The sequence below is a fragment of the Kitasatospora sp. NPDC018619 genome (genome assembly GCF_044391605.1).
In the GTDB taxonomy this organism is placed as follows: domain Bacteria; phylum Actinomycetota; class Actinomycetes; order Streptomycetales; family Streptomycetaceae; genus Kitasatospora.
This window is the reverse complement of record NZ_JBISAI010000021.1, coordinates 21,588-43,824: the sequence shown is the minus strand read 5'-3', so window position 1 is coordinate 43,824 and position 22,237 is coordinate 21,588. Positions and strand designations below refer to the sequence as shown.

At 74.4% G+C, this 22,237-nt stretch carries 16 protein-coding genes and 2 tRNA genes; 8 read left to right on the top strand and 10 right to left on the bottom strand.

Annotated elements, in window-relative coordinates:
• The first annotated feature begins 279 nt into the window (after positions 1–279).
• Positions 280–1,389, top strand: coding sequence for an LLM class flavin-dependent oxidoreductase (locus ACH5AR_RS27845; RefSeq protein WP_396304264.1), 1,110 nt, complete (start codon positions 280–282; stop codon positions 1,387–1,389).
• A 64-nt stretch (positions 1,390–1,453) separates the two neighbouring features.
• Here ACH5AR_RS27845 and ACH5AR_RS27840 read toward each other — a convergent pair whose 3' ends face one another.
• Entirely contained in the window at positions 1,454–3,556 is a 2,103-nt protein-coding gene (locus ACH5AR_RS27840; RefSeq protein ID WP_396304263.1) for a putative bifunctional diguanylate cyclase/phosphodiesterase, read from the bottom strand.
• 411 nt (positions 3,557–3,967) lie between these two features.
• Positions 3,968–4,396: an OsmC family protein gene (locus ACH5AR_RS27835; protein WP_396304262.1), complete on the bottom strand. Its 429-nt coding sequence runs from the start codon at positions 4,394–4,396 to the stop codon at positions 3,968–3,970.
• A 281-nt stretch (positions 4,397–4,677) separates the two neighbouring features.
• On the opposite strand from ACH5AR_RS27835, the gene ACH5AR_RS27830 reads away from it, so the two are divergent.
• Both ACH5AR_RS27830 and lepB read left to right on the top strand, forming a co-directional pair.
• Positions 4,678–5,013: a chorismate mutase gene (locus tag ACH5AR_RS27830; protein WP_396304261.1), complete on the top strand. Its 336-nt coding sequence runs from the start codon at positions 4,678–4,680 to the stop codon at positions 5,011–5,013.
• Between the two features lie 385 nt (positions 5,014–5,398).
• Positions 5,399–6,187, top strand: coding sequence for a signal peptidase I (gene lepB / locus ACH5AR_RS27825; protein WP_396304260.1), 789 nt, complete (start codon positions 5,399–5,401; stop codon positions 6,185–6,187).
• On the opposite strand, the gene ACH5AR_RS27820 is transcribed toward lepB, so the two are convergent.
• The 3 genes from ACH5AR_RS27820 to ACH5AR_RS27810 form a co-directional block, all read right to left on the bottom strand.
• Positions 6,150–7,256, bottom strand: a complete 1,107-nt coding sequence (locus ACH5AR_RS27820; RefSeq protein ID WP_396304259.1) for an EamA family transporter — start codon at positions 7,254–7,256, stop codon at positions 6,150–6,152. The two genes, lepB and ACH5AR_RS27820, sit on opposite strands and share 38 nt — an antisense overlap.
• A 126-nt stretch (positions 7,257–7,382) precedes the next feature.
• Positions 7,383–9,626, bottom strand: a complete 2,244-nt coding sequence (locus tag ACH5AR_RS27815; protein WP_396304258.1) for a transglycosylase domain-containing protein — start codon at positions 9,624–9,626, stop codon at positions 7,383–7,385.
• A gap of 418 nt (positions 9,627–10,044) precedes the next feature.
• Positions 10,045–10,118, bottom strand: a tRNA-Lys gene (locus tag ACH5AR_RS27810).
• 134 nt (positions 10,119–10,252) lie between these two features.
• Between ACH5AR_RS27810 and ACH5AR_RS27805 the strand changes: the two genes are divergently transcribed.
• The gene (locus ACH5AR_RS27805) at positions 10,253–11,041 is read left to right on the top strand and encodes a DUF998 domain-containing protein (protein ID WP_396304257.1); all 789 of its coding nucleotides are present in this window, start codon (positions 10,253–10,255) and stop codon (positions 11,039–11,041) included.
• Positions 11,038–11,922 carry an alpha/beta fold hydrolase gene (locus ACH5AR_RS27800; protein ID WP_396304256.1) on the top strand — a complete coding sequence of 295 codons (885 nt, stop codon included), beginning with the start codon at positions 11,038–11,040 and terminating at the stop codon, positions 11,920–11,922. Before ACH5AR_RS27805 ends, ACH5AR_RS27800 begins: the two co-directional genes overlap by 4 nt.
• Positions 11,923–12,061: 139 nt before the next feature.
• On the opposite strand, the gene ACH5AR_RS27795 is transcribed toward ACH5AR_RS27800, so the two are convergent.
• The 4 genes from ACH5AR_RS27795 to ACH5AR_RS27780 all read right to left on the bottom strand — a co-directional run bounded on the left by ACH5AR_RS27795 (position 12,062) and on the right by ACH5AR_RS27780 (position 16,290).
• Positions 12,062–12,135: transfer RNA gene (locus ACH5AR_RS27795), tRNA-Lys, on the bottom strand.
• A gap of 60 nt (positions 12,136–12,195) precedes the next feature.
• Positions 12,196–14,280 (bottom strand): dipeptide ABC transporter ATP-binding protein, encoded by a 2,085-nt coding sequence (locus tag ACH5AR_RS27790; protein ID WP_396304255.1) that lies wholly within the window; start codon positions 14,278–14,280, stop codon positions 12,196–12,198.
• Positions 14,277–15,293: an ABC transporter permease gene (locus ACH5AR_RS27785; protein WP_396304254.1), complete on the bottom strand. Its 1,017-nt coding sequence runs from the start codon at positions 15,291–15,293 to the stop codon at positions 14,277–14,279. Before ACH5AR_RS27785 ends, ACH5AR_RS27790 begins: the two co-directional genes overlap by 4 nt.
• A gap of 16 nt (positions 15,294–15,309) precedes the next feature.
• Positions 15,310–16,290: an ABC transporter permease gene (locus ACH5AR_RS27780; RefSeq protein WP_396304253.1), complete on the bottom strand. Its 981-nt coding sequence runs from the start codon at positions 16,288–16,290 to the stop codon at positions 15,310–15,312.
• 359 nt (positions 16,291–16,649) lie between these two features.
• Between ACH5AR_RS27780 and ACH5AR_RS27775 the strand changes: the two genes are divergently transcribed.
• Positions 16,650–18,356 (top strand): ABC transporter family substrate-binding protein, encoded by a 1,707-nt coding sequence (locus tag ACH5AR_RS27775; RefSeq protein ID WP_396304252.1) that lies wholly within the window; start codon positions 16,650–16,652, stop codon positions 18,354–18,356.
• A gap of 484 nt (positions 18,357–18,840) precedes the next feature.
• Positions 18,841–20,055, top strand: a complete 1,215-nt coding sequence (locus ACH5AR_RS27770) for a low temperature requirement protein A (RefSeq protein ID WP_396304251.1) — start codon at positions 18,841–18,843, stop codon at positions 20,053–20,055.
• Between the two features lie 90 nt (positions 20,056–20,145).
• Here ACH5AR_RS27770 and ACH5AR_RS27765 read toward each other — a convergent pair whose 3' ends face one another.
• Complete coding sequence (locus ACH5AR_RS27765; RefSeq protein WP_396304250.1) at positions 20,146–21,123, bottom strand: LysR family transcriptional regulator; 978 nt, start codon at positions 21,121–21,123, stop codon at positions 20,146–20,148.
• A gap of 292 nt (positions 21,124–21,415) precedes the next feature.
• Between ACH5AR_RS27765 and snpA the strand changes: the two genes are divergently transcribed.
• Complete coding sequence (gene snpA, locus ACH5AR_RS27760) at positions 21,416–22,081, top strand: snapalysin (protein WP_396304249.1); 666 nt, start codon at positions 21,416–21,418, stop codon at positions 22,079–22,081.
• Positions 22,082–22,237 lie beyond the last annotated feature (156 nt).

Here is a 22,237-nt window from a genome sequence, read left to right as displayed (position 1 = left end):
CCGCCGCGAGAGTCGACGCTGGCGACTTCCGGCGCTGGCGGGAAGTCGCCAGCCGTGTTCGGCCGCTGGCTCTCCGTCAGCCGGAACGGCCGGGCGGCCGACCGTGCGCATTGGCCGAAACCTGCTCGTACCGTGGCCGGACGATCTCCCGGTGGCGGGAACAGCCGGCCCCCGGTCGTGGTTGACCCCGGTCGGCGACAGCGACCGGCGGCCCGACCGGGGCCACGCGGTCACCCACGAGCGGCCGGTTCGAGGACAACGGCCAGGAGGGCGGACGGGATGACCACCGAGGAGCAGCAGGGGCACGCGGCGGAGCCGACGACCGACACGGCGGTCCGGGGCACCGCCCGGGGAACGGCACCCGCACCGCTCTCCATCCTCGACCTGGCGACCGTCGGCGTCGGGTACACGCCCGCCGAGGCCCTCGCCGCCACCACCGAACTGGCCCGCCGGGCCGAGCAGTGGGGCTACCACCGCTTCTGGGTGGCCGAGCACCACGGCATGCCCGGCGTGGCCAGCTCCACCCCCGCCGTCCTGCTCGCCCACCTCGGGGCCAACACCACGACGCTGCGGCTCGGCTCCGGCGGCGTCATGCTCCCCAACCACGCCCCGCTGGCCATCGCCGAGCAGTTCGGCCTGCTGGAGGCCCTGCACCCCGGGCGGATCGACCTCGGGCTCGGCCGCGCCCCCGGCACCGACCCGGCCACCGCCCGGGCGCTGCGCCGCGGTCTCGCCGAGGGCGCGGACGACTTCCCGCAGCAGCTCGCAGAGCTGACCCACTTCCTCGACGGGGACTTCCCGGCCGGCCACCCGTACGCCCGGTTGACGGCCGTCCCCAAGGGCGAGGGCCGCCCGCCGGTCTGGCTGCTCGGCTCCTCCGGCTTCAGCGCCCAGCTGGCGGGGCGCCTCGGCCTCCCGTTCGCCTTCGCCCACCACTTCAGCAGCGCCAACACCGTCCCCGCGCTGGACCTCTACCGGTCGTCCTTCCGCCCCTCCGCGGTCCTCGAAGAGCCGTACGCGCTGATCGGCGTGAGTGCCGTCGCCGCCGACGACGAGCCCTCGGCCCGGCGCCTCGCCCGCTCCGCCGCCCTCGGCATGCTCCGGCTGCGGCGCGGCAACCCCGGTCCGATCCCCACCCCCGAGGAGGCCGAGGAGTACCCGTACGCCCCGGCCGAGGCGGACTTCATCGACAGCTGGCTCGACAACGTGGTGCTCGGTGCCCCGGGCCGGGTCGCCGACGGGCTGGAGGCCCTGCGCAAGCGGACCGGGGTGGACGAGCTGATGGTCACCTCGCACATCCACGGCCACGAGGCCCGGCTGCGCTCGTACGGCCTGATCGCCGAGGCCTACGGCCTGACCGACGGCGCAGTGGCCGGCCCCGGGGCCTGACCGACGGCGGCGCAGTGGTCGGCCCTGGCCTGCCCGCCCGGGGCGGTCTCCCCCCGCCCCGCGGCTACCGGCCGTGCAGGGCGGGGCGGCGGCCCTCGCGGAGTATGGCCGCGACCAGCTCGGCCTCGCCGGGGCGGGCGAAGTACCAGCCCTGGGCGGTGTCGCAGCCGGTCAGCCGCAGGCGCTCGGCCTGGGCGGCGCTCTCGATCCCCTCGGCGGTGACGGTCAGCCCGAGGGTGTGGGCCAGCTGCACCATCGCGCCGACGATCTGCTCGTCCGCGTCGCTGCGGCGGGAGCCGAGTTCGGGGCGGCCGGGGCGGTCCGTCGGAGAGGGCTCGCGGAAGCCCTCGATGAAGGTGCCGTCGAGCTTGAGCACGTGCACCGGCAGCCGGGAGAGGTAGGCCAGGTTGGAGTAGCCGGTGCCGAAGTCGTCGATCGCGATCCGCACGCCCATGTCGGCGAGCGCCTGGAGGGCCTGGAGGGGGCGGCCGCCGGGGCCGAGCAGGGCGCTCTCGGTGATCTCCAGCTGGAGGAGCCGGGCCGGCAGGCCGGTGCGGTCGAGGGCCCGGGCGACGTCGGCGACGATGTCGGAGTCCCAGATCTGGCGGGCGGCCAGGTTGACGCTCACGAAGGTCTCGGTCTCGGGGAACTCGCTGAGCCACTGCCGGGCCTGGCGGCAGGACTCCTCCAGCACCCAGGTCCCGAGCGGCACGATCGCGCCGGTCTCCTCGGCGAGCGGGATGAAGCGGTCCGGGGAGAGCGTCCCGTAGCGGGGGTGGCGCCAGCGGACCAGGGCCTCCGCGCCGTGCACGGTGCCGTCGGCCAGGCCGACCAGCGGCTGGTACTCGATCGTGAACTCGCCGCGCTCCAGGGCCGGACGCAGCGAGGTGGCGAGCAGCTGCCGGGTGAGCTGGTGGGCGCCGCGGTCCGGGTCGTAGAGCGTCCAGCGGGCGCGGCCGTCGGCCTTGGACCAGTAGAGCGTGGCGTCGGCGTCCTTGACCAGGTCGGTCGGCGTGGTCTCGTGCACGGACCGCTCGACCACGCCGACGCTGGCGGTGATCACCAGCCGGTGCCCGGCGACGTCGAAGGGGCGCTCCAGCATCTCCAGGATCCGGGCGGCCAGGTCGGTCAGCTGCTCGCTGCCCAGGCTGTCGGTGACCAGGACGGCGAACTCGTCTCCGCCCATCCGGGCCACCAGGTGGGTGTCGCGCCCTTCGAAGCCGCGCCGCAGCCGGGTGGCGACGGCGATCAGCAACTGGTCGCCGATGTGGTGGCCGAGCGCCTCGTTGATCGCCGCGAAGCCGTCGAGGTCCAGGTAGCAGACCCCGACCCGGCGTTCCTGCGCGGCCCCGGCCGGGCCCGGCCGGTCGGTCGGGGCGAGGCAGGCGGCGTCGAGCCGTTCGAAGAAGTAGGCCCGGTTGGGCAGCCTGGTCAGCGGGTCGTGCAGGGCCTGGTACTCCAGCCGGTCGCCGAGCCGCCGCTGCTCGGTGATGTCCTCCACCAGGGCGAGGGTGTAGAGCGGGTCCCCGGCGCCGTCCCGGATCAGCGAGACGGTGACCTTGCTCCAGACCGTGTGGCCCTCGCGGTGCTTGAGCTGTTTCTCCACGCGGAACCGTTCCCGCTCCCCGCGGACGAGCTCGGAGAAGAGCCGGTCCGGCATGCCCTCCGGGTCGAGGATCTCGTGCAGGGGGGTGCGGACCAGTTCGCCGACGCTCCGGCCGATCAGACCGGCGAAGGCGGGGTTGACCTCGATGATCCGGTCCTCGGCGTCGATCAGGGCCATGCCGATGACGGCGTCGCAGAAGGCGGCCCGGAACCGGGACTCGCTGGCCCGCAGCGCCGCCAGCAGCCGGTCGGCGCCCACCCCCTCCTGGCCGCCGCCGTGCCCGCCGCCCTCCCGGCCCCCGGTGCCGGTGAGCCCCCGGTCGCGGTGGGGGGCGCCGGTGAGCGGGGCCGCGCAGGTGGGGCAGAGCAGCAGCTCCGGCTGGGCGAGCGTGCCGCAGGTGCTGAGGCCGTCGGCGACGCCGGTGACCGGCCCGGTGACGGACCCCACGGCGGATTCCACGGCCGGTTCCAGGAGCGGCCAGGAGAGGTGGCGGCGGCGCGGCGACTCCTCGTGCCGCACGCCCGGGTGGTGTGCGTCGGCCCCCTCGTTCTGGCCCGGCACGGCATGCTCCCGTCCGCTGCTGACGCTTGACGATGGTCCGGCCGGCCAGTCGGGACCCGGCGGTCGGCTCCGCACTCTGTCGCGGTCCTCGGAGTCGGTCCGCGGCGGGCCGCCCGTCGTGGGGCGCCGGTGCGCGGGGACCCGCCTGAAGGACAGGGCGCTGCGGCCGATCATAGGCCGCGACGGCAACGCGCGGTGACCGCCGGCAGGGTGATTCGCCCGCTTTGTGATCATGAATGCCGGTACGTGCAGACGCCCCTGGTGCACATCACATGATGTGTACCAGGGGCGTGTGCGCTGAAGTCGCGCCCCCGGGCGCCGGTCGCGCGCCGCATGCGGACCGGTCGCGCGCCGACCGGGCGCCGGAGGGTGCGGTGGAGAGGATGCGGAGAAAGGGGAAAGGGGAGCGGCTCAGTCGGCCAGCGAGGCCGACAGGGTGATGGTGGTGCCGGTCAGGGCCTGGCTGACCGGGCAGTTGGCCTTGGCGCCCTCGGCCGCCTTCACGAAGCCGGCCTCGTCCAGCCCGGGGACGGTGCCGATGACGGTCAGGTGGATGCCGGTGATGCCCGTGCCGGGCTGGAACGTCACGTCGGCCCTGGTGTCCAGCTTGGTGGGCGGGGTGCCGGCCTCGGTCAGGCCGTGCGAGAGGGCCATCGAGAAGCAGGCGGAGTGGGCGGCGGCGATCAGCTCCTCCGGGCTGGTCCTGCCGTTGGCCTGCTCGGCGCGGGACGGCCAGGAGACGGGGTACGTGCCGATCCCGGAGGACTGGAAGGTCACCAGCCCCTTTCCGTCGAGGAGGTTGCCCTCCCACTCGGTGGTGGCGGTGCGGGTGGTTGCCACGATGAGGCCTCCAGTGCTGAAGGAGTGTTCGAGTGGTCACTTCCGGTCATGCGTGCCCAGCCTACGGGCAGGGCCCGCTCCGCCCCGGTACGTCGCGCCGCAGCGTGCGGGCGGGGTCCGGCGGGTGCCGGGCCGGTCCGGCCGGTCAGGGCCGTTGTCCGGATCCTGGACGGATCCGTCCTACGGTGCGGGGCCGAAGCGGGGCCCTGTTAGATTTGCCCGGGCCCGAGCCCGGCCGCCGTACGGTCGGGCGCCCACTCCAGACACCGGGAGCCGCCCCGATGACGGACCACTCCACGACCCCCGACGCCGGTCTGCCCGAGGGGATCGACGACGCCGTACGGGCTGAGCTGACCAGCCTGCGCGAGAGCATCGACAACATCGACGCCGCGGTGGTCCACATGCTGGCCGAGCGCTTCAAGGCGACTCAGCGGGTCGGTCGGCTCAAGGCCGAGCACAAGCTTCCGCCGGCCGACCCGGCGCGCGAGCGGGACCAGATCAGGCGTCTGCGGGAGCTGGCCGCAGGGGCGAAGCTGGACCCGGTCTTCGCGGAGAAGTTCCTGAACTTCATCATCGCCGAGGTCATCCGCCACCACGAGGCCATCGCCCGCGCCTGACCGGCCCACGCCCGACCGCCCCGCGCCTGCTCGGCCTGGGCACGACCGGCCTGGGCACGACCGGCCCCGCGCCCGACCGCCCGGGCCCGACCGCCCGGCGCCTGACCGGCCCGCGCCCGACCGCCCGGGCCCGACCGCCCGGCGCCTGACCGGCCCGGGCCCGACCGCCCGGCGCCTGACCGGCCCGCGCCTGACCGGCCCGCGCCCGACCGCCCGGGCCTGACCGGCCCGCGCCTGACCGGCCCGGGTGCGAAAGGGCCGGCGGCCCCCGGAGCGCCTCCCGGGGCGCCCGGCCGTGTCGGCGGCGGCTAAATGACCGATTTCGTCAGGCTCCCCGGTTGGCGTAGCGTGCAGACTTCCCGGCCGGAGAGGTGGAGCAGCGACGATGGCGGTGAACCTGCCCGAAACGCCCAGCGGGCCCGGAGCCCCCAGCGGCTCCGCGCCCGACGCCCGCGGGGTGTCCGGCGGTCGCGCCGAGGCCCGCCGCCGGGCGCGCGGTTCGCGCGGCCGGTCGGCCCGCCGCCCGGGCCGGCGGCCCCGGCCGTGGTGGATCGAGCTGCCGGTGATGGTGGTGGTCGGATTGGTGGTCGCGCTGCTGATCAAGACCTGCCTGCTCCAGGTGTTCACCATCCCGTCCGGCTCGATGGAGAACACGCTGCGGATCGGCGACCGGGTCGGGGTGAACAAGCTGGCGCCGCTGACCGGCTGGGAGCCGGAGCCGGGCCAGCCGGTGGTCTTCAAGGACCCGGGGGGCTGGCTGCCGCCGCAGCCCGCCGACCCGAACCCCGTCACCGACACCGTGAGCTCGGTGCTGAGCTTCGTCGGCCTGGTCCCGCCGAAGGACGACAACTACCTGGTCAAGCGGGTCATCGCGACCGGCGGCCAGACCGTGCAGTGCGAGGGCACCACGCTGACCGTCGACGGGCGGAAGGTCGACGAGCCGTACCTGCACCCCGGGGACGACTCCTGCGCGGGCCTGGACTTCGGCCCGGTGAAGGTGCCCTCGGGCTACGTCTGGGTCGAGGGCGACCACCGCAGCGACTCCGCGGACTCCCGCTACCACCAGCACGGCCCGGGCGGCGGCGCCGTGCCGGTGGACAACGTCGTCGGCCCGGTCTCGGCCGTCGTGTGGCCGCTCAACCACCTCGACTGGTTCGGCTGGACCGGCCGCTGACCCCGCGCTCGGCGGCCACCCGGTCACCGGTTCCGCTTCCGCTTCCGCTTCCACTTCCGGAACCGGAACCGGAACCCGCCTCGCCCCCGGAACCGGCCCCGGCCCCGGCGGACTCCCCGGCCCCCCGGCCGGCTCCCGCCTCCGGGGGCTTGCTCGCCTGCGCAGCGAAGGCACCGGTCAGCACCAGCAGCCCGCCCGCGATCTGCGGCAGCCCGAGGTGCTCGCCGAGCAGCACCCAGGCCGTCACGGTGGCGACCACGGCCTCCAGGTTGGCGACCACCCCGGCGATCGGCGGCGAGAGGTAGCCGACCGAGATCACGCCGGTCAGGTAGGCGAGCACGGTCGCGACCAGGACCATCCAGGCGGCCGGGAGGAGCGCGGGCAGGGTGTGCCCGTTCATCACCACCGACCCGCCCAGCCGGCTCCAGTCGGCCTGCCACGGCCGGGTGAGGACGGTGAGCACCACGGCGCCGACGAGCAGTCCGAAGGCGCTGACGGCGAGCGGGTCGACCGGGCGGTCGCCGTGCCGGCCGGCGTCGGCGAGCACGAAGTAGCCGACCTGGCAGAAGGCCGCGCCGAGGGCGAACAGCACGCCCAGCGCGTCGAAGCTCAGCCCGTTCCAGACCTCGACCACGCAGGCCAGCCCGGTGACCGCGACGCCGGCGCCGACGGCCGCGCCACGGGTGATCGGCTTGCGCTGGACGAACCGGACGTAGCCGATCAGCAGCGGCGGCCCGAGGTACTCGATGAGCAGGGCGACGCCCACCGGGATGCGGGAGATCGCCGCGAAGTAGCAGGCCTGGACGCCCGCGACGGCGAGCAGGCCGAAGCCGACCAGCAGGCCCGGCCGGCGCAGTACCGCCGCCCGGTGCCGGTAGGCGATCGGCAGGAGCGCCACGGCGGCCCCGGTGACCCGGAGCCACACCACGTGCAGCGGGGAGAGCCCGGCCTCTATGAGCGGCTTGGCCGCGGTGCCGGAGCCGCCGAAGGCGAAGGCGGAGACCAGCGCGAGGCCGAGGCCGAGGGTTCTGCCCGGAGGGAGGGTGGGCGAGGCCGTTGATCTGTGCACGGCCGCATTGTGACAGTCAGACCGGTGATCGGGTAAGGCGCCATTCCGTCATTCGGTCCTGCCCTCAACTGTGCGCAGTGGCGCAATCACCCGATCCCGGCACCGGCCGGTACGGCCCGCCCCCCGTCAGCCCCCGGACCCGGACGAGGCGCCCGCCCCCACGAGCGCGTCCGAGCCGCCCGAGCCACCCGCCCCGCCCGTGGACGGACCGGTCGGCTGCGAGGTCGGAGGTGCGGTCGGCTGGGTGGTCTGGGTCGGCTTCGAGGTGGGCCGGGTCGGCCGGGTGGGCTGGGTGGTGGGCTGGCTGGTCGGCGGGGCCGTCGGCGCGGTGATCGCCCCGCCGCCGCCCGACGAGGTCGAGCCCTCGTCCGGCGCCGTGGTCGGACCGGTGCTCGGAGCGCCGGTCGGGGCGCTCGTCGACGGGGTCCCGCTCGGGGTGCTCGGGGCGGTCGGCAGGTCGGTGGCGCCGGAGGAGGCGCCGCCGGCCGGGGTCGGGAAGTCGGAGACCGGCTGGCCCTTGAGCGCCGCCTTCATGTAGCTGGTCCAGATCTGCGCCGGGTACTGGCCGCCGGCCGCGCCGTCGATGCCGCCGACGCCGCTCAGGCTGACCTGGGAGCCGTTGCCCGGGTCCTGGCCGAACAGGGCGACCGAGGTGACCAGCTCGGGGGTGTAGCCCACGAACCAGACCGACTTCTGGTCGTCGGTGGTGCCCGTCTTGCCCGCCGCCGGACGCCCCAGCGCCTTGGCGCGCCAGCCGGTGCCGCCCGGGTCGCTCACCACGCCCTGGAGCATCGAGGTGACCTGGTTGGCGGTGTCCTCGCTGACCGCCTGGGTGGACTTGTGCGCGGGCAGCGCGACGTTCTCGCCCTCGCGGTCCACCGCCTGCACCAGCCACGGGGTGACCTGCTTGCCGCCGTTGTCCAGCGTGGCGTACACGCCCGCCATGTCGAGCACGCTCGGGGTGGCCGCGCCCAGCGGGATGGACGGCACCGGATCGAGGCCCGGGGTGCCGCCGGGCAGGCCCAGCGCGACGGCGGTGTCCTTGACCTTCTGGAGCCCGGTGTCCTGCGCGAGCTGCGCGAACGCCGAGTTGACCGACCAGTCGGTGGCCTGCTGGAGGCTGATCTGGCCGTAGCTCCTGTCGCCCTCGTTCGGCGGCGCGTACGGGGTGCCCTTGCCGCCGCGGACCTTGCGGCCGCTGGTGCCGTCGTAGACCGTGTTCGGCGTGATCTTGCGCCCGTCCTGGGTCTTGGCGCCGTTCTCGAAGGCGGCGGCCAGCGCGATCGCCTTGAAGGTCGAGCCGGCCTGGTAGTCGCGCCGGGTGGCGTTGTCGACGTAGTGCTTCACGTAGTCGACGCCCCCGTACAGGGCGACGACCGCGCCGGTCTTCGGGTCCACCGAGGCGGCGCCGGCCTGGGCGGCCGCGTCCTTCTTCCGCTTGTCCGGGTTCAGGGTGTCGTGCAGCTGGGCCTGGACGGAGTCCTGGAGGGCCTGCTGGCGGGCCGGGTCGATGCTCAGCCTGATCGTGTAGCCGCCCTTGGCCAGCTCGGTCTCGCTGATCACGCCGCTGGAGGTGAGGTACTGGGTGGCCGCGTCGACCAGGTAGCCGGCCTGGCCGGACAGGCCCGGGTTGGGCTGCGGGTCCCGGACGTCCGGGAAGGTGGTCCTGGCCCGGTCCTCCGCGGAGAGCCAGCCCTCCTTGACCATGCCGTCGAGCACGTAGTTCCAGCGGTTGACGGCGTTCTGCTTGCCCGCCGCGGTCGCGGTGGCGACGTCGTAGGCGCTCGGGGCGTTCAGCAGGGTGGCCAGGTAGGCGCCCTGGGCGGGGTCGAGGGCGGACGCGTCGACACCGAAGTACGCCTGGGCGGCGGCCTGGATGCCGTACGCGCCGCGGCCGTAGTACGAGGTGTTCAGGTAGCCGGAGAGGACGTCGTCCTTGCTCTGGGTGGCGTCCACCTTGATGGCGATGAACAGTTCCTTCACCTTGCGGGTGATCGACTGCTTCTGGTTCAGGTACGTGTTCTTCACGTACTGCTGGGTGATGGTGGAGCCGCCCTGGGTGCCCTGGCCCTTGGCGGTGTTGATCGCGGCCCGGGCCAGGCCCTGGACGTTGATCGCGCCCTCGTTGTAGAAGTTCCGGTCCTCGGCGGCCAGCGCGGCGTGCTGGGCGGCGGGGGAGACCTTGTCCAGCGCGACGTTCTGCCGGTTGGTCTGGCCGGTGCGGGTGAGCACCGAGCCGTCCGAGTAGAGCCAGGTGTTGCTCTGGGCGGTCGCCGCCGCGTGCGCGTCCGGCACCTTCACCAGGGCGATCCCGAGCGCGAACAGGCCGATGCCGAGCAGCAGCGCCGAGCCGAGGCCCAGCAGGGTCATCCGCCAGGTGGGTATCAGCCGACGCCAGCCGGTGCGCTTCGGACGGCGCGGCTTCCTGCCGCCGGACCCGCCGGACCCGCCGGACCCGCCGGACCCGCCGGGCCCGCCGACCGGGGCGGAGGGGCGCTTCAGCCGCTTGACCGGCCGGAGACTGATCGACGGCGTGCGACGGCCGCTCTGGGCGTTTCTGGACAAAGCGCGGCCTTTCCTGCGGGCGTACCGGGCAGCCTGCACGGACGGGGACATCGGCGGTTGGGGACCTTTGTCCCGATTCCGGTTTTACTGCCCTGGACGAGCAGAACGGGCCGGATGGCTCCGGCGGATCGCCAATCGAGACCGACATCACACGCAAAACGGACGTCGGAGGCCAAAAAATCGGGGAGCCTCTCGCTGCTGCGAGAGACTCCCCAACTGTCTGTGCGCCGCCAGGGACTCGAACCCCGGACCCGCTGATTAAGAGTCAGCTGCTCTAACCAACTGAGCTAGCGGCGCCTGCTGACCCGGAAAACAATACACGCTTCCGAGGGGTGCCTCGAACCACCGCCGGCCCGGCCGGCCCGGCCGCCGTCCGATCCGTACCTTTCCTTCCGGTTGGGGCGGAGTTCACCGCTGGTTAGGGTGGAACGGTGCCCAGCCCCCAGCCAGGCCACCGCGCCGCGCGGACGACGGTCGCCACCCTGCTGCTGCTCAGCGCCGTGGCGTACACCGCCTGGGTGCTGGAGGTGGTGCTGAGCACGGGGCTCGACCCGGTGCAGGCGTACGTCAGCGAACTCGCCGCCGAGGACCAGCCGCTGGGCGGCCTGTTCCGCGCCACCGACCTGGCCGCCGGCCTCTGCCTGCTCGCCGCGGCCGGCACCGCCCTCGCCACCGGGCGGGCCGGGGCCTCCCGACGGCACCGCTGGGCGCTGGCCGGCTGGTCCGCGCTGGCCCTGTTCGGCGCCGCGACCGCCGCCGACTCCCGGCTGCCGCTCAGCTGCGCCCCCACCAGCGACGAGATGTGCGCCGCCCGGGAGACCGCCGGCCTCGTGCCCGCCACCCACACCGCGCACGCCGTCACCAGCAGCCTCGCCATGGCCGGGGCGCTCACCGCGCTGGTCTCGCTCACCGTCGCCGCCCGCCGGTACCGCTGGTGGCCGCCGGTGCGCCGGTTCGGGCCCTGGCTGCTGGGCGCGGAGCTGCTCGCCACCGGCTGGAGCCTCGCGTCGATCGCCGCCTTCCAGGCCGGGCGCGGCACCTGGGCGCTCGGGGCCGGGCAGCGGCTCCAGGTGCTGCTGGTCGCCTGCTGGCTCGGCCTGCTGGCACTGGGCGTCGCCCGCTCCGCCCGTACCGGGGGGCCGGCGGACGCGGCAGAGGCCGAAGGGCGACAGGCCGAAGGACGGCAGGCCGGACCGGGCCCGGAGCGGAGGCCGGCATGAGCACCCCCGGGTCGGCGGCCGACGGCCGGATGCGCTTCCTGCGGATCGACGGCGTCCCGCTGCACGTCCGCGCCGAGGGCAGCGGCCCGGTCTGCCTGCTCTCCGGCGGCCTCGGCAGCAGCTGGTTCGACTGGGACCTGGTCGTCCCGTTCCTCGCCCCCTACCGCACCGTGGTCCGCTTCGACCGGCCCGGTTACGGGCTGAGCGCCGCCGAGCCCGCCACCGGGCGCCCCGCGCCGACGGCGGCCGGCGAGGCCGCGCGGATCCGTGCGGTGCTGGACGGCCTCGGGCTGCGCGAGCCCTGCACCGTCGTCGGGCACTCGCTCGCGGGCTTCCACGTCGAGGCCTTCGCCCGGCTGCACCCCGAGCGGACCTCCGGGCTGGTGCTGGTGGACGGCAGCACGGAGCGGACGGCCCGGCCGTACCCGGCGCCCGGCGCGCGCGACCTGGCGGCCCGGGCGGTGGCCGGGGCCGCCACCGCCCTCGCGGTGCCCTACCTGCTGGGCCCCACCGTCCGGCGGGCCACGGCCCGGATGTCCACCGTCCGCCGCGAGGACCTCGCCCCGGCGCCGCTGGTCCGGCACTGCTACCGCACCGGACGGGCGCTGCGCGCGCTGCTGCGGGAGAACGGCCGCTACCTAGACACCGCCGCCGAGCTGGACGAGCTGCGCCGCACCCGGCCGCTGGCCGAGGACCTGCCGGTCACCGTGCTGGCCGCCGACGACGGCTGCCGGACCCGCCGCACCGAGGACTGGCTGGCGCGGCAGCGGGAGCTGGCGGCGCTGCTCGGGGCGGACTTCCGCACCACCGCCCCGGCCGGGCACCTGGTGATGTTCGACCGCCCGGACGCGGTGGCCTCGGCCGTGCTCGACACCCGCTGAGACGCCGCGGGGAGCGGTCGGCGGCGGCCGAGTGAAGGCGGCCACCGAGCGAAGGCCGCCGGGAGACGGCCGCCGGGAGACGGCCGCCACAAACGCCTCAGGCCGCCCACCGGAGTGGACGGCCTGAGACCTTGCCATGTGCGCCGCCAGGGACTCGAACCCCGGACCCGCTGATTAAGAGTCAGCTGCTCTAACCAACTGAGCTAGCGGCGCCTGCTGACGTCGAAGACTCTACACGGCGCCGGGCGGATCCACCGAATCGTGGACGGCCGGTCACTCTGCGCATCCGCCGCCGGGCGTCGGCTCGGGGTGGTGGCAGGCCGTCCGGTGGTCCGCCTCCGGGGCGCCGCCGACCAGGGCCGGCCGCTCCTGCTCGCAGCGGGCCCGGTCCGCGGGGGAGGTGAGCCCGGCGTAGCGCGGGCAGCGGGTGCGGAAGACGCAGCCGCTGCGGCGCTCGGTGGGCGGGGGAGGGTCGCCGGCCAGCAGGATGCGGTCGCGGCCGCGCTCGGCGGCCGGGTCGGGCAGCGGCACGGCGGAGAGCAGGGCGCGGGTGTACGGGTGGCGGGGGCGGTCGAAGACGGCCGAGACCTCGCCCTGCTCGACCGTCCGGCCGAGGTACATCACGCTGACCCGGTCGGCGAGGTGGCGGATCACCGAGAGGTCGTGCGAGACGAACAGGTAGGACAGGCCCAGCTCGGCCTTGAGCGACTGGAGCAGGTTGAGCACCCCGGCCTGGATGGAGACGTCCAGCGCGGAGACGGGTTCGTCCAGCACCAGCAGCCCGGGCCGGACGGCGAGCGCCCGGGCGATCGAGACGCGCTGGCGCTGGCCGCCGGAGAACTGGTGCGGGTAGCGGGCCGCGTGCTCCGGGTCGAGGCCGACCTGGCGCAGCAGCTCCGGCACCCGGCGGGCGATCTCCTCGCGCGGGGCGCGCTGGGCGAGCAGCGGCTCGGCCACGATGTCGCCGATCGGCATCCGGGGGTCGAGGCTGGCCATCGGGTCCTGGAAGACGATCTGCACCCGGGCGCGGAGCCGGTGGGCCTCGGCCCGGGTGAGCGCGGCGGTGTCCCGGCCGAACAGCTCGATCCGGCCGGTCTCCGGCTCGCCGAGCCGCAGCAGTTCGAACAGAGTGGTGGACTTGCCGGAGCCGGACTCCCCGACCAGACCGAGGGTCTCGCCCTCCCGAAGGTCGAGGTCGACGCCGTCCACCGCGTACACCTCGCCGACCTTGCGCTTGAACACCGTGCCCTTGAGGAGCGGGAACGTTTTTCCGAGGCCGCTCACCGTCAGCACCGGCGTCCGGTCGGAGCGGTCGGCGGGCCCGGCGGCGGCCGGCAGCTCCGGGACGGGGTAGACCTCGGCCGGCGCGGGCCGCCGCTCGGCGAGTTCCGCGGAGCGCACGCACGCCGACAGGTGGCCGTCCGCCCCCGCCAGGGCGGGCTCGGCGGTCGAGCAGCGCTCCTCCGCCAGCGGGCAACGTGCCGAGAACGGGCAGCCCGGGGGCAGTTCGGCCATCGGTGCCGGGGCCCCGGGGATCGGCACGAGCGGGCCGCCGCGCCCGTCCAGCCGGGGCAGCGCGCCGATCAGCCCGAGCGAGTAGGGGTGGTGCGGCGCGGCGAAGAGCTCGTCCACCCCGGCCGTCTCGACCACCCGTCCGGCGTACATCACGGCGACCCGGTCGGCCGCCCCGGCGATCACCCCGAGGTCGTGGCTGACCAGGACGAGTGCCGCGCCGGTCTCCTGGCGGGCGGTGCGCAGCACGTCCAGCACCTGGGCCTGGATGGTGACGTCGAGCGCGGTGGTGGGTTCGTCGGCGAGCAGGATGTCGGGCTCGTTGGCGACCGCCATGGCGATCATCGCGCGCTGGCGCATGCCGCCGGAGAACTCGTGCGGGAAGCTGTCCAGGGCCCGGTCGGGCGCGGGGATGCCGACCAGGTCGAGGAGTTCGGCGGCCCGGCGGCGCGCGGCGGCCCGGTCCACCCGCTGGTGGACCCGGACCGCCTCGGCGATCTGGTCGCCGATCCGGTAGACCGGGGTGAAGGCGGAGAGCGGGTCCTGGAAGACCATGGCGATCCGGCGGCCGCGGATCGCGGCGAGCTCCCGGCCCGGCAGTCCGACCAGCTCCCGGCCGTCCAGCCGCACCGAGCCGCTGACGCGCGCGGTGCCGGGCAGCAGCCCGAGCACGGACAGCGCGGTGACGGACTTCCCGGAGCCGGACTCGCCGACGATGCCGAGGGTCTCGCCGCGCCGCAGGGTGAGGTCCACCCCGCGCACCGCGGGGACCGGGCCGTGCGGCCCGGCGAAGTCCACCCGCAGGTCCCGGACGGCGAGCAGCGGGGTCTCTACGGTGGTGGTCACGGCTGCTTCCTACGGCTGGCGGGACGGCTGGCGGGACGGCGGGTGGACCGGGAACGGCGCGGCGCGGCCCCGGAGGTCGGGTCGAGGGCGTCGCGCAGCCCGTCCCCGATCAGGTTGACGGCGAGCACGAACAGCACCAGCAGGGCCGCGGCGAAGTAGAACAGCCAGGGGAACACCGGGGCGTCGCCCGTCCCGGCGGCGAGCAGGGTGCCGAGCGAGACGTCCGGCGGCTTGACCCCGAAGCCGAAGTAGGAGAGCGCGGTCTCGCTCATGACGGCGCCGCCGACCGCGATGGTGGCGTCGATGATGAGGAAGGAGGCGACGTTCGGCAGGATGTGCCGGCTGATGATCCGCAGCGGCCGGACGCCCATGAACCGTGCGGCGCGGACGAATTCGCGTTCGCGCAGGGAGATGGTCATCGAGCGGACCACCCGGGCGGTGATCATCCAGTTGAACAGCGCGAGCAGCAGGACGAAGGCGATCCAGCCGGCGCTCTTCAGCCGGGCCGAGACGATGGTGATCACCAGGAAGGCGGGGAACACCAGCAGCAGGTCGACCAGGAACATCAGCGCCCGGTCGGCCCAGCCGCCGAAGTAGCCGGCGCAGGCGCCGACCACGGAGGCCAGCACGGTGGAGAACAGCGCCACCAGCAGGCCGATGACCAGCGACTTCTGGAGGCCGCGGACGGTCTGCGCGAAGACGTCCTGGCCGACCCCGTTGGTGCCGAACAGGTGCTCGGCGGAGGGGGGTTGGTGCAGTGCGGAGAAGTCGGGGGTGGCGTAGTCCCAGTGCGTCAGGTACGGCCCGCCGAAGGCGAGCGCGAACAGCAGCAGCACCAGCACGGCGCCGACCACGGCCCCGCGGGCCGCGAGCAGCCGGGAGAGCACGAGCCGGCCGCGGCCGGTGGCCCGGCGCCGGCCGCTCGATGCGGGGGGCCCGGCGGGGCCGGCGGGCCCGGCGGGGCCGGTGGGGTCCGCCGGTTCGGCCGGCCCGGCGGTGGTGACGGTGGTCATCTCGGCTCTCCTCCGGTCAGGACCGCACGCGCGGGTCGAGGGCGGCGTGCAGGGTGTCGGCGAGGAAGCCGGAGACGAGCACGACGACGGCGGTGAACAGGTTGATCGCCACCACGGAGTTGACGTCCTGTTCGTTGATCGACTTGATCAGCCACTCGCCCATGCCGTGCCAGCCGAAGATCGTCTCGGTGAAGATCGCGCCGGTGAAGATGCCCAGGAAGCTGTAGGCGAACATGGTCGACATCGGGATCACCGCGGTCCGCAGCCCGTGCTTGAGCAGCGCCCGGCCGCGGGTCAGGCCCTTGGCCTCGGCGGTGCGCAGGTAGTCGGAGCCGAGCACGTCGAGCATGGTGCCGCGCTGGTAGCGGCTGTAGGTGGCCAGGCCGCCGAGGGCCAGCGAGATGGTGGGCAGCAGCAGGTGCAGCGCCCAGTCGGCGAGGTGGGTGCCGAGGCCGCCGGTGAGCCCGGGGGTCTCGTAGCCGGTGAACGGGACGACCTCGTGGCCGGCCGCGTCCTTGGCGGCGATGGCGCCGTTCTTGAGGAACAGCGCGACCAGGAAGACCGGGGTGGAGAGCAGGACGAAGGACAGCACGGTGAGCAGCCGGTCGGAGATCCGGTACTGGCGCACCGCGCTCCACGCCCCGGCGGCGACGCCCAGGAGCATGCCCAGCAGGCTGCCGAGCAGCAGCAGCCGCAGCGAGACCCAGACCCGGCGGCCGAAGTCGTCGGTGACCGGGGTGTCGTGGATGGTCCGGCCGAGGTCGCCCTCGACCAGCCCGGCGGCCCAGTGGCCGAAGCGCTCGACGACCGGGGTCCGGTCGTTCAGGTTGAGCGCGGTGAGCTGGCGCTCGACCGATTCGACGGACGGCCGGGGGACCTTGGCCTCGAAGTAGGTGCGCGGCTGGAGGGCGGTCGCGGAGATCGCGTACGCCAGGAAGACGGCGGCGACCAGCAGCGCCGCGTAGTAGCTCAGCCGCTTGGCCAGGTAGCGGAGCATCAGCGGCCGCCCGTCGCGGTGCGGGTGGGGCCGACGCGTCTGGTGGGCATCGGGTGGGGTCCTCCGGTCCGGGCCCGGTCGGGGAGCCCGGGTCGTCTTGACAGGTCGTGGCGTCAGGTCGCCTTGTGGAGTGGCGGGTTGGGAACGGGCAGGTCAGAGTGAAGCATCCGGGCACTGAGGCGGTGTTGCGCCCGTGTTGCCGCGTGTGACGTCTGGATCAGGTGTGCGCTCCTCCCCCTGGTGGCGGATCTGATCCGCTGTTACGTTCTGCTCGCTCGGTGCCGAATTGGCTGCCCACGCTCAAGCCCCGTCACACCTCGCGCGCCCCAACTCCCGTCATCGATCCCAGGGGGACCCTCATGGACGCTTCCACCACGGCCCGCCGCCTCGGCCGGGCGGCCGCCCTCGCCGTCGCCGTCGTGCTCGCCGCCACCGCGTGCACCTCGGGCGGCGGCGGTTCGGCCGACGCGGTGGCCAGGAGCGAGCCGCCGAGACAGGACTCCGAGGACATCAACCCCAAGCCGCTGGAGCAGATCAAGGACGGCGGGGAGGTGCGCTTCCAGCTGGACCAGTGGATCACCCAGTGGAACCCGCTCCAGGTGGACGGCGGTTCCTACACCGACACGGTGAGCCTCATCCGGGCCGTGGAGCCCTCGCTCTTCCGCACCGACGCCTCCGGTGCCTTCCAGGCGGACCCGGACTACCTGGTGGACGCCAAGGTCACCTCGACCTCCCCGCAGGTGGTGACGTACCGGCTGAACCCCAAGGCCAAGTGGTCCGACGGCAAGCCGCTGAGCTACCTGGACTTCAAGGCCGACTGGCAGGCGAGCAGCGGCAAGGACCCGGCGTACAACATCTACGACCCGTCCGGCTACGAGCTGATCTCCGCGGTCGAGCAGGGCGCCGACCCGGGCGAGGTCAAGGTCACCTTCTCGGAGCCGTACGCGGACTGGCAGAACCTGTTCCGCCCGCTGATCCCGGCGGCCGGCATCTCCACCCCGGACGACTTCAACAAGGGCTGGGTGGAGAAGGTCCCGATCACCGCGGGCCCGCTGAAGATCGGCGTGGCGGACAAGACCGCGCAGACCATCAGCCTGGTGCCGGACCCGGCGTGGTGGGGCACCCGGGCCAAGCTCGACCGGATCACCTTCCGGGTGATGGACAAGGCCGCGAGCATCCAGGCGTACCTCAACAACGAGATCGACTTCGCCTCGGCCGGCACCGCCACCGCGTACGGGCAGCTCAAGGACGCCAAGGACACCGTGATCCGGGCCGCCAGCCCGTGGGACGAGGTGCACATCTCCTTCGGCGGCACCGGTGCGCTGGCGGACCGGAAGGTCCGCCAGGCGCTCGGCCGGGCCATCGACCGCTCGGCGCTGATCAGGATCGCCAACAACGGGGTACCGGTGGAGTTCAAGCCGCTCGGCAACCACATCATCATGCCCAACCAGGCGGGCTACCAGGACAACTCCGGCGACTGGGCGAAGTTCGACCAGGCCGAGGCCAGGAAGCTGCTGGACGAGGCCGGCTGGAAGGACGCCGGCGCCGGCCAGCCGCGCACCCGGGACGGCCGGCCGCTGGAGCTGCACTGGGTGCTCAGCGACGGCACCACGCAGGCCCAGCTCGACCTCGCCACCGCGGCGGCGGCGATGTGGCAGGCGGTCGGGGTCAAGGTCGACCTGGACAAGGTGGCGGCCAACGACTACTTCGCGAAGTACGTCACCCCGGGCAAGTTCGACATCGCGAGCTGGCGCAACACCGACTCGTTCCCGAACTCCAAGAGCCTGGCCAACTTCCGTCTGCCGGTGGGCGACAACACCTTCAGCAACCCCTCGCGGCTGGGCACCCCGGAGATCGACGCGCTGCTGAAGAAGGCGGCCGGGACGGTCGACCCGGTGGAGGCCGCGAAGCTCTACAACCAGGCGGACGCGAGGATCTGGGAGCTCGGCCACACCGTCGAGCTCTACCAGCGGCCCGCCGTGGTGGCGACCCGCAAGGGGCTGGCCAACTACGGTGCCTTCGGCCTCGCCCAGGAGGACTACAGCAGGATCGGCTGGGAGAAGTAGCCGCCGGCAGGGGGCGGGCCGCACGGCAGGCGCTGGCGAGCAGCGCGGTGATCACGAGGCAGGCGGCGCGGACACGGGGGGATCGGCTGTGCCGCCCCCGCTGTCCCGCCACCCGCCTTGACCTTCCGCGTTGCCCGCAGGCCGCCCGTGTCGTGGGGCCCGGCAGGGCCCGCGCTCTTCCAACCGGGGAAGAATCTAGCGGCGCTCCGGCCGCTCGCGGCGCAGCGCGCGGGGCGCGCCCGGAAACCCGCCGCGCTGTCACCCGGTTCGCGCACCGGACCGTCAACTACGGCTGACGGCAAGGGGAAAAGGGGATACGAGGGGTCGTCGTGCCCGCGTGTGCGCCGGGTCCCCGGCTCGTGCCCGTGCGCGCACAGTGCCGGGCCGGTGCGCGCACACCTGCCGCGCCGGTGCGTGCGCCGGGCCGGGGCCGCTGCCAGGATGCGCGGGACGGTCCCCTCCCGACCCCCCCGGAGCAGTCCCGATGGCCAGTGACCCCGCCGCGACGGCACTCCCCAGACACCCCGTCGATCCGCCGCCGGTGCGCCGGATGGTCCCGCGCGACCGGCACGAGCCGCACCGCGTCGCCACCCCGCTGGAGCTCTTCTTCGACCTCTGCTTCGTGGTCGCGGTCGGCCAGGCCGGGCGGGAGCTGGCGCACTCCCTGGCGGCCGGGCACTACGGCGAGGGCCTGCGCGGCTACGGGCTGGCCTTCTTCGCGATCTGGTGGGCCTGGATGAACTTCACCTGGTTCGCCTCCGCCTACGACGTCGACGACGTGCCGTACCGCGTCACCACCCTGGTGCAGATCGCCGGGGTGCTGATCCTCGCCGCCGGGGTGCCGCGGCTGTTCGCGACCCAGGACCTGTCGCTGGCGATCGCCGGCTACGTGGTGATGCGCCTGGCGATGGTCACCCAGTGGCTGCGCGCGGCAGCCAGCGAGCAGGGCCTGGCGCGGCGGGTCGCGCTCGGCTACGCGGCCGGGATCACGCTCTGCCAGGTCGGCTGGGTGGTGATGCTGTTCCTGCCGCACGACGTCCGGCCGTACGTCATCCCCGTCGGGGTGCTGTGCGAGCTGGCCGTACCGGCGGTCGCCGAGCTGCGGATGCGGACCTCCTGGCACCCGCACCACATCGCCGAGCGGTACGGGCTGTTCACCCTGATCGTGCTCGGCGAGACGGTGGCGGCGGCGACCGTCGCGGTGCAGTCGGCGGTGGACGAGCACGAGGAGCTGGGCCGGCTGGTGCCGGTGGCGGCCGGCGGGCTGCTGATCTGCTTCGCGGCGTGGTGGATCTACTTCGCCCGGTCCGTCCACGAGCACCTGCGCTCCAACCGGCAGGCGCTGGTCTGGGGGTACGGGCACTACCTGGTGTTCGGCGCGGCGGCGGCGATCGGCACCGGGCTGGAGGTGGCGGTGGAGTCGGCCGTGCACCAGGCGCACATCTCCGAGACCGCCGCCACCGCGACGGTCACCGTGCCCACGGCGCTCTACCTGTTCACGGTCTGGTTCCTGCACTCCCGGCACACCAAGCGGGGCGTCCTGGCCCAGGCGGTGGCGCCGACCGGGGCCGTGCTGGTGCTGGCCTGCACCGCGCTCGGCGGCCCGGGGGTGTTCGCGGCCGGGCTGGTCTGCGCGCTGACGGTGGCGGTGGGGGTGCTGGTCCACGGTCGGGAGAGCAGGCGGGCGGGCGTCCGCTAGGGCGGCGCGGCGGGGTGGCCGCGGACCCGGTGCCCCGGGGTCGGTCGCGGGTCGGTGCCCGGGGCGGCGCGGCCGCGGGCCGGCCGTGGCTCAGCCCACCCGCTCCAGCAGCACCGGCTCGTGCCGCGCCAGCCAGTCCAGGTAGGCCGGGTTGACCTTGGCCAGGTCCAGGTAGGCGGCGCGCAGCTCGCCGTACAGCGCGTCCAGCGCGGGCGGGCTGAGCACGCGCGGGCGCCAGGCGAACAGCAGTCGGACGGCCAGCGGGTCCCCGTGCACCGGGCGGACGACCGTGCCGGGTGCGGGCAGCGAGGTCGGCTGGCAGGGGCGGACGGCCTCGCCGGAGGCGACCAACTCCGCGGCGGTGGCGTTGTCCCGCACCTGCACCACCCGGGGGTTGAGCCCGGCCTCGGTGAACACCCGGCGCATGGCCGCGTATTCGTGGTCGGCGGTCGGGTCGACCATCCAGGTGTCCTCGGCGAGGTCGGCCAGGTGGACGACCGGGCGGGCGGCCGCCGGGTGCCCGGCGGCGAGCGCGACGAACTGCGGCTCCCGGGCCATCAGCACCCGGTGCTCGGCGTCCGGCGGCACCCGCAGCGGGAAGCCCTCGCACTCGTGCACGAAGGCCACGTCCAGTTGGTCGGCGGCGACCATCCGCAGCAGCGCGCTGGCCGAGATGTCCACGTGGATGGTGGTGTCGGTGTCCGGCAGCCGCTCGTGCACCCGGCGCAGCCAGGCCGCGACCGCCCGGCTGCCGACGCTGCCGATCCGCAGCCGCCGCTGCCGGCCGGGCCCGGCCGCATCCCGCGCCTCCTGCCGGGCGGCGGCCACCAGGGCGGCCATCTCGGTGATCACCGGCCGGGCCCGGGACAGCACCGAGTGGCCGAGCGCGGTGGGCCGGCTGCCGGTCTGTTCGCGGGTGAACAGGGTGCCGCCGATGGCTCGTTCGATGCGGTGCAGTTGGGTGGTGAGGGAGGGCTGGGTCATGCCGAGCTGGAGCGCGGCCTTGCGGAGGCTGCCGGTGTCGGCGATCGCGCACAGCACCCGGAGGTGTCTCACGTCGAGCTCCACGTCGGGAGCATAGACGCCGCCGGGCCGTATCGCCAAGGACATGACAGGCAATCAAGGCATGCCGACGAGCCGGTCGGCGGACCGACCGGCGCACCGCACGGCGGGACCGGGCCGCCATGCGCCGGTGCTATCGCCGGTTGGCATCATCCGCGACGGGCCCGGTCGGGTCGAAGCTCGGGGGCAGCAACCCGCCCCGGTCGCCGACCGGGACGGCCCCCACCGCGCGCCACCGCCGGGCCCGGCCCCCACCGGCCCCCGGAGGGTCGGCGCGCCGCGAAACCGGAGCCCCCACATGAAGCGATCCGTGCTGTCCGCCGCCCTGGGCCTGGCCCTCGCGGCCGGCCCGGCCGTGCTGCCCGCCACCGCCGCCTCCGCGGCGCCCGCCGCCACGACCGCCCCGGCCGTCCAGGGGTACACCCCCTCGACGTACGCCGGCTCGGCCGCGGAGGCCGCGAACAACCAGGCCTTCTTCCAGGCCGTGATGGCCTCCGCCAGGGCCAAACAGGCCGCCGACCCGGGCCTGGCGACCGTCACCGTCACCTACGACACCGCGAACGCGCCCTCCTTCACCAGTCAGATATCCCAGGCCGCGCAGATCTGGAACAGCTCCGAGCGCAACGTGCGGCTCCAGGAGACGAGCGGCAACGGCGACTTCTCCTACTACGAGGGCAGCGACAGCCGCGGCTCCTACGCCAGCACCGACGGCCACGGGCGCGGCTACGTCTTCCTCGACTACCAGCAGAACCAGCAGTACAGCTCGCTCCGCGTGGTGGCCCACGAGACCGGTCACGTGCTCGGCCTGCCGGACGACTACTCCGGCCCGTGCAGCGAGCTGATGTCCGGCGGCGGGCCCGGCCCGTCCTGCACCAACCCGTACCCGAACAGCAGTGAGCGCGGCCAGGTCGACTACCTCTGGGCGAACGGTCTCGCGGCGAACGGTCCCGCAGCGGGGAACTGACGCGACCGGAAGCCGGGTTCGGGGTGGCGGGGCGCCCCGCCCGGAACCGGGGGGCCCCCCCCCCCCGGTCTAGGCCCGCCCGCGCCCAGGGCCCCCCGGGACCGCAAACCCCCGGGCCGCATTAGGGAAGCCCGGGGGAAAAACCCCCAAACAACC

Coding starts and splice junctions, on each gene's coding strand:
- snpA (WP_396304249.1), top strand. CDS start 21,416: ATGAAGCGATCCGTGCTGTCCGCCGCCCTGGGCCTGGCCCTCGCGGCC.
- ACH5AR_RS27770 (WP_396304251.1), top strand. CDS start 18,841: ATGGCCAGTGACCCCGCCGCGACGGCACTCCCCAGACACCCCGTCGAT.
- ACH5AR_RS27785 (WP_396304254.1), bottom strand. CDS start 15,293: ATGACCACCGTCACCACCGCCGGGCCGGCCGAACCGGCGGACCCCACC.
- ACH5AR_RS27780 (WP_396304253.1), bottom strand. CDS start 16,290: ATGCTCCGCTACCTGGCCAAGCGGCTGAGCTACTACGCGGCGCTGCTG.
- ACH5AR_RS27845 (WP_396304264.1), top strand. CDS start 280: ATGACCACCGAGGAGCAGCAGGGGCACGCGGCGGAGCCGACGACCGAC.
- lepB (WP_396304260.1), top strand. CDS start 5,399: ATGGCGGTGAACCTGCCCGAAACGCCCAGCGGGCCCGGAGCCCCCAGC.
- ACH5AR_RS27815 (WP_396304258.1), bottom strand. CDS start 9,626: ATGACCCTGCTGGGCCTCGGCTCGGCGCTGCTGCTCGGCATCGGCCTG.
- ACH5AR_RS27830 (WP_396304261.1), top strand. CDS start 4,678: ATGACGGACCACTCCACGACCCCCGACGCCGGTCTGCCCGAGGGGATC.
- ACH5AR_RS27775 (WP_396304252.1), top strand. CDS start 16,650: ATGGACGCTTCCACCACGGCCCGCCGCCTCGGCCGGGCGGCCGCCCTC.
- ACH5AR_RS27800 (WP_396304256.1), top strand. CDS start 11,038: ATGAGCACCCCCGGGTCGGCGGCCGACGGCCGGATGCGCTTCCTGCGG.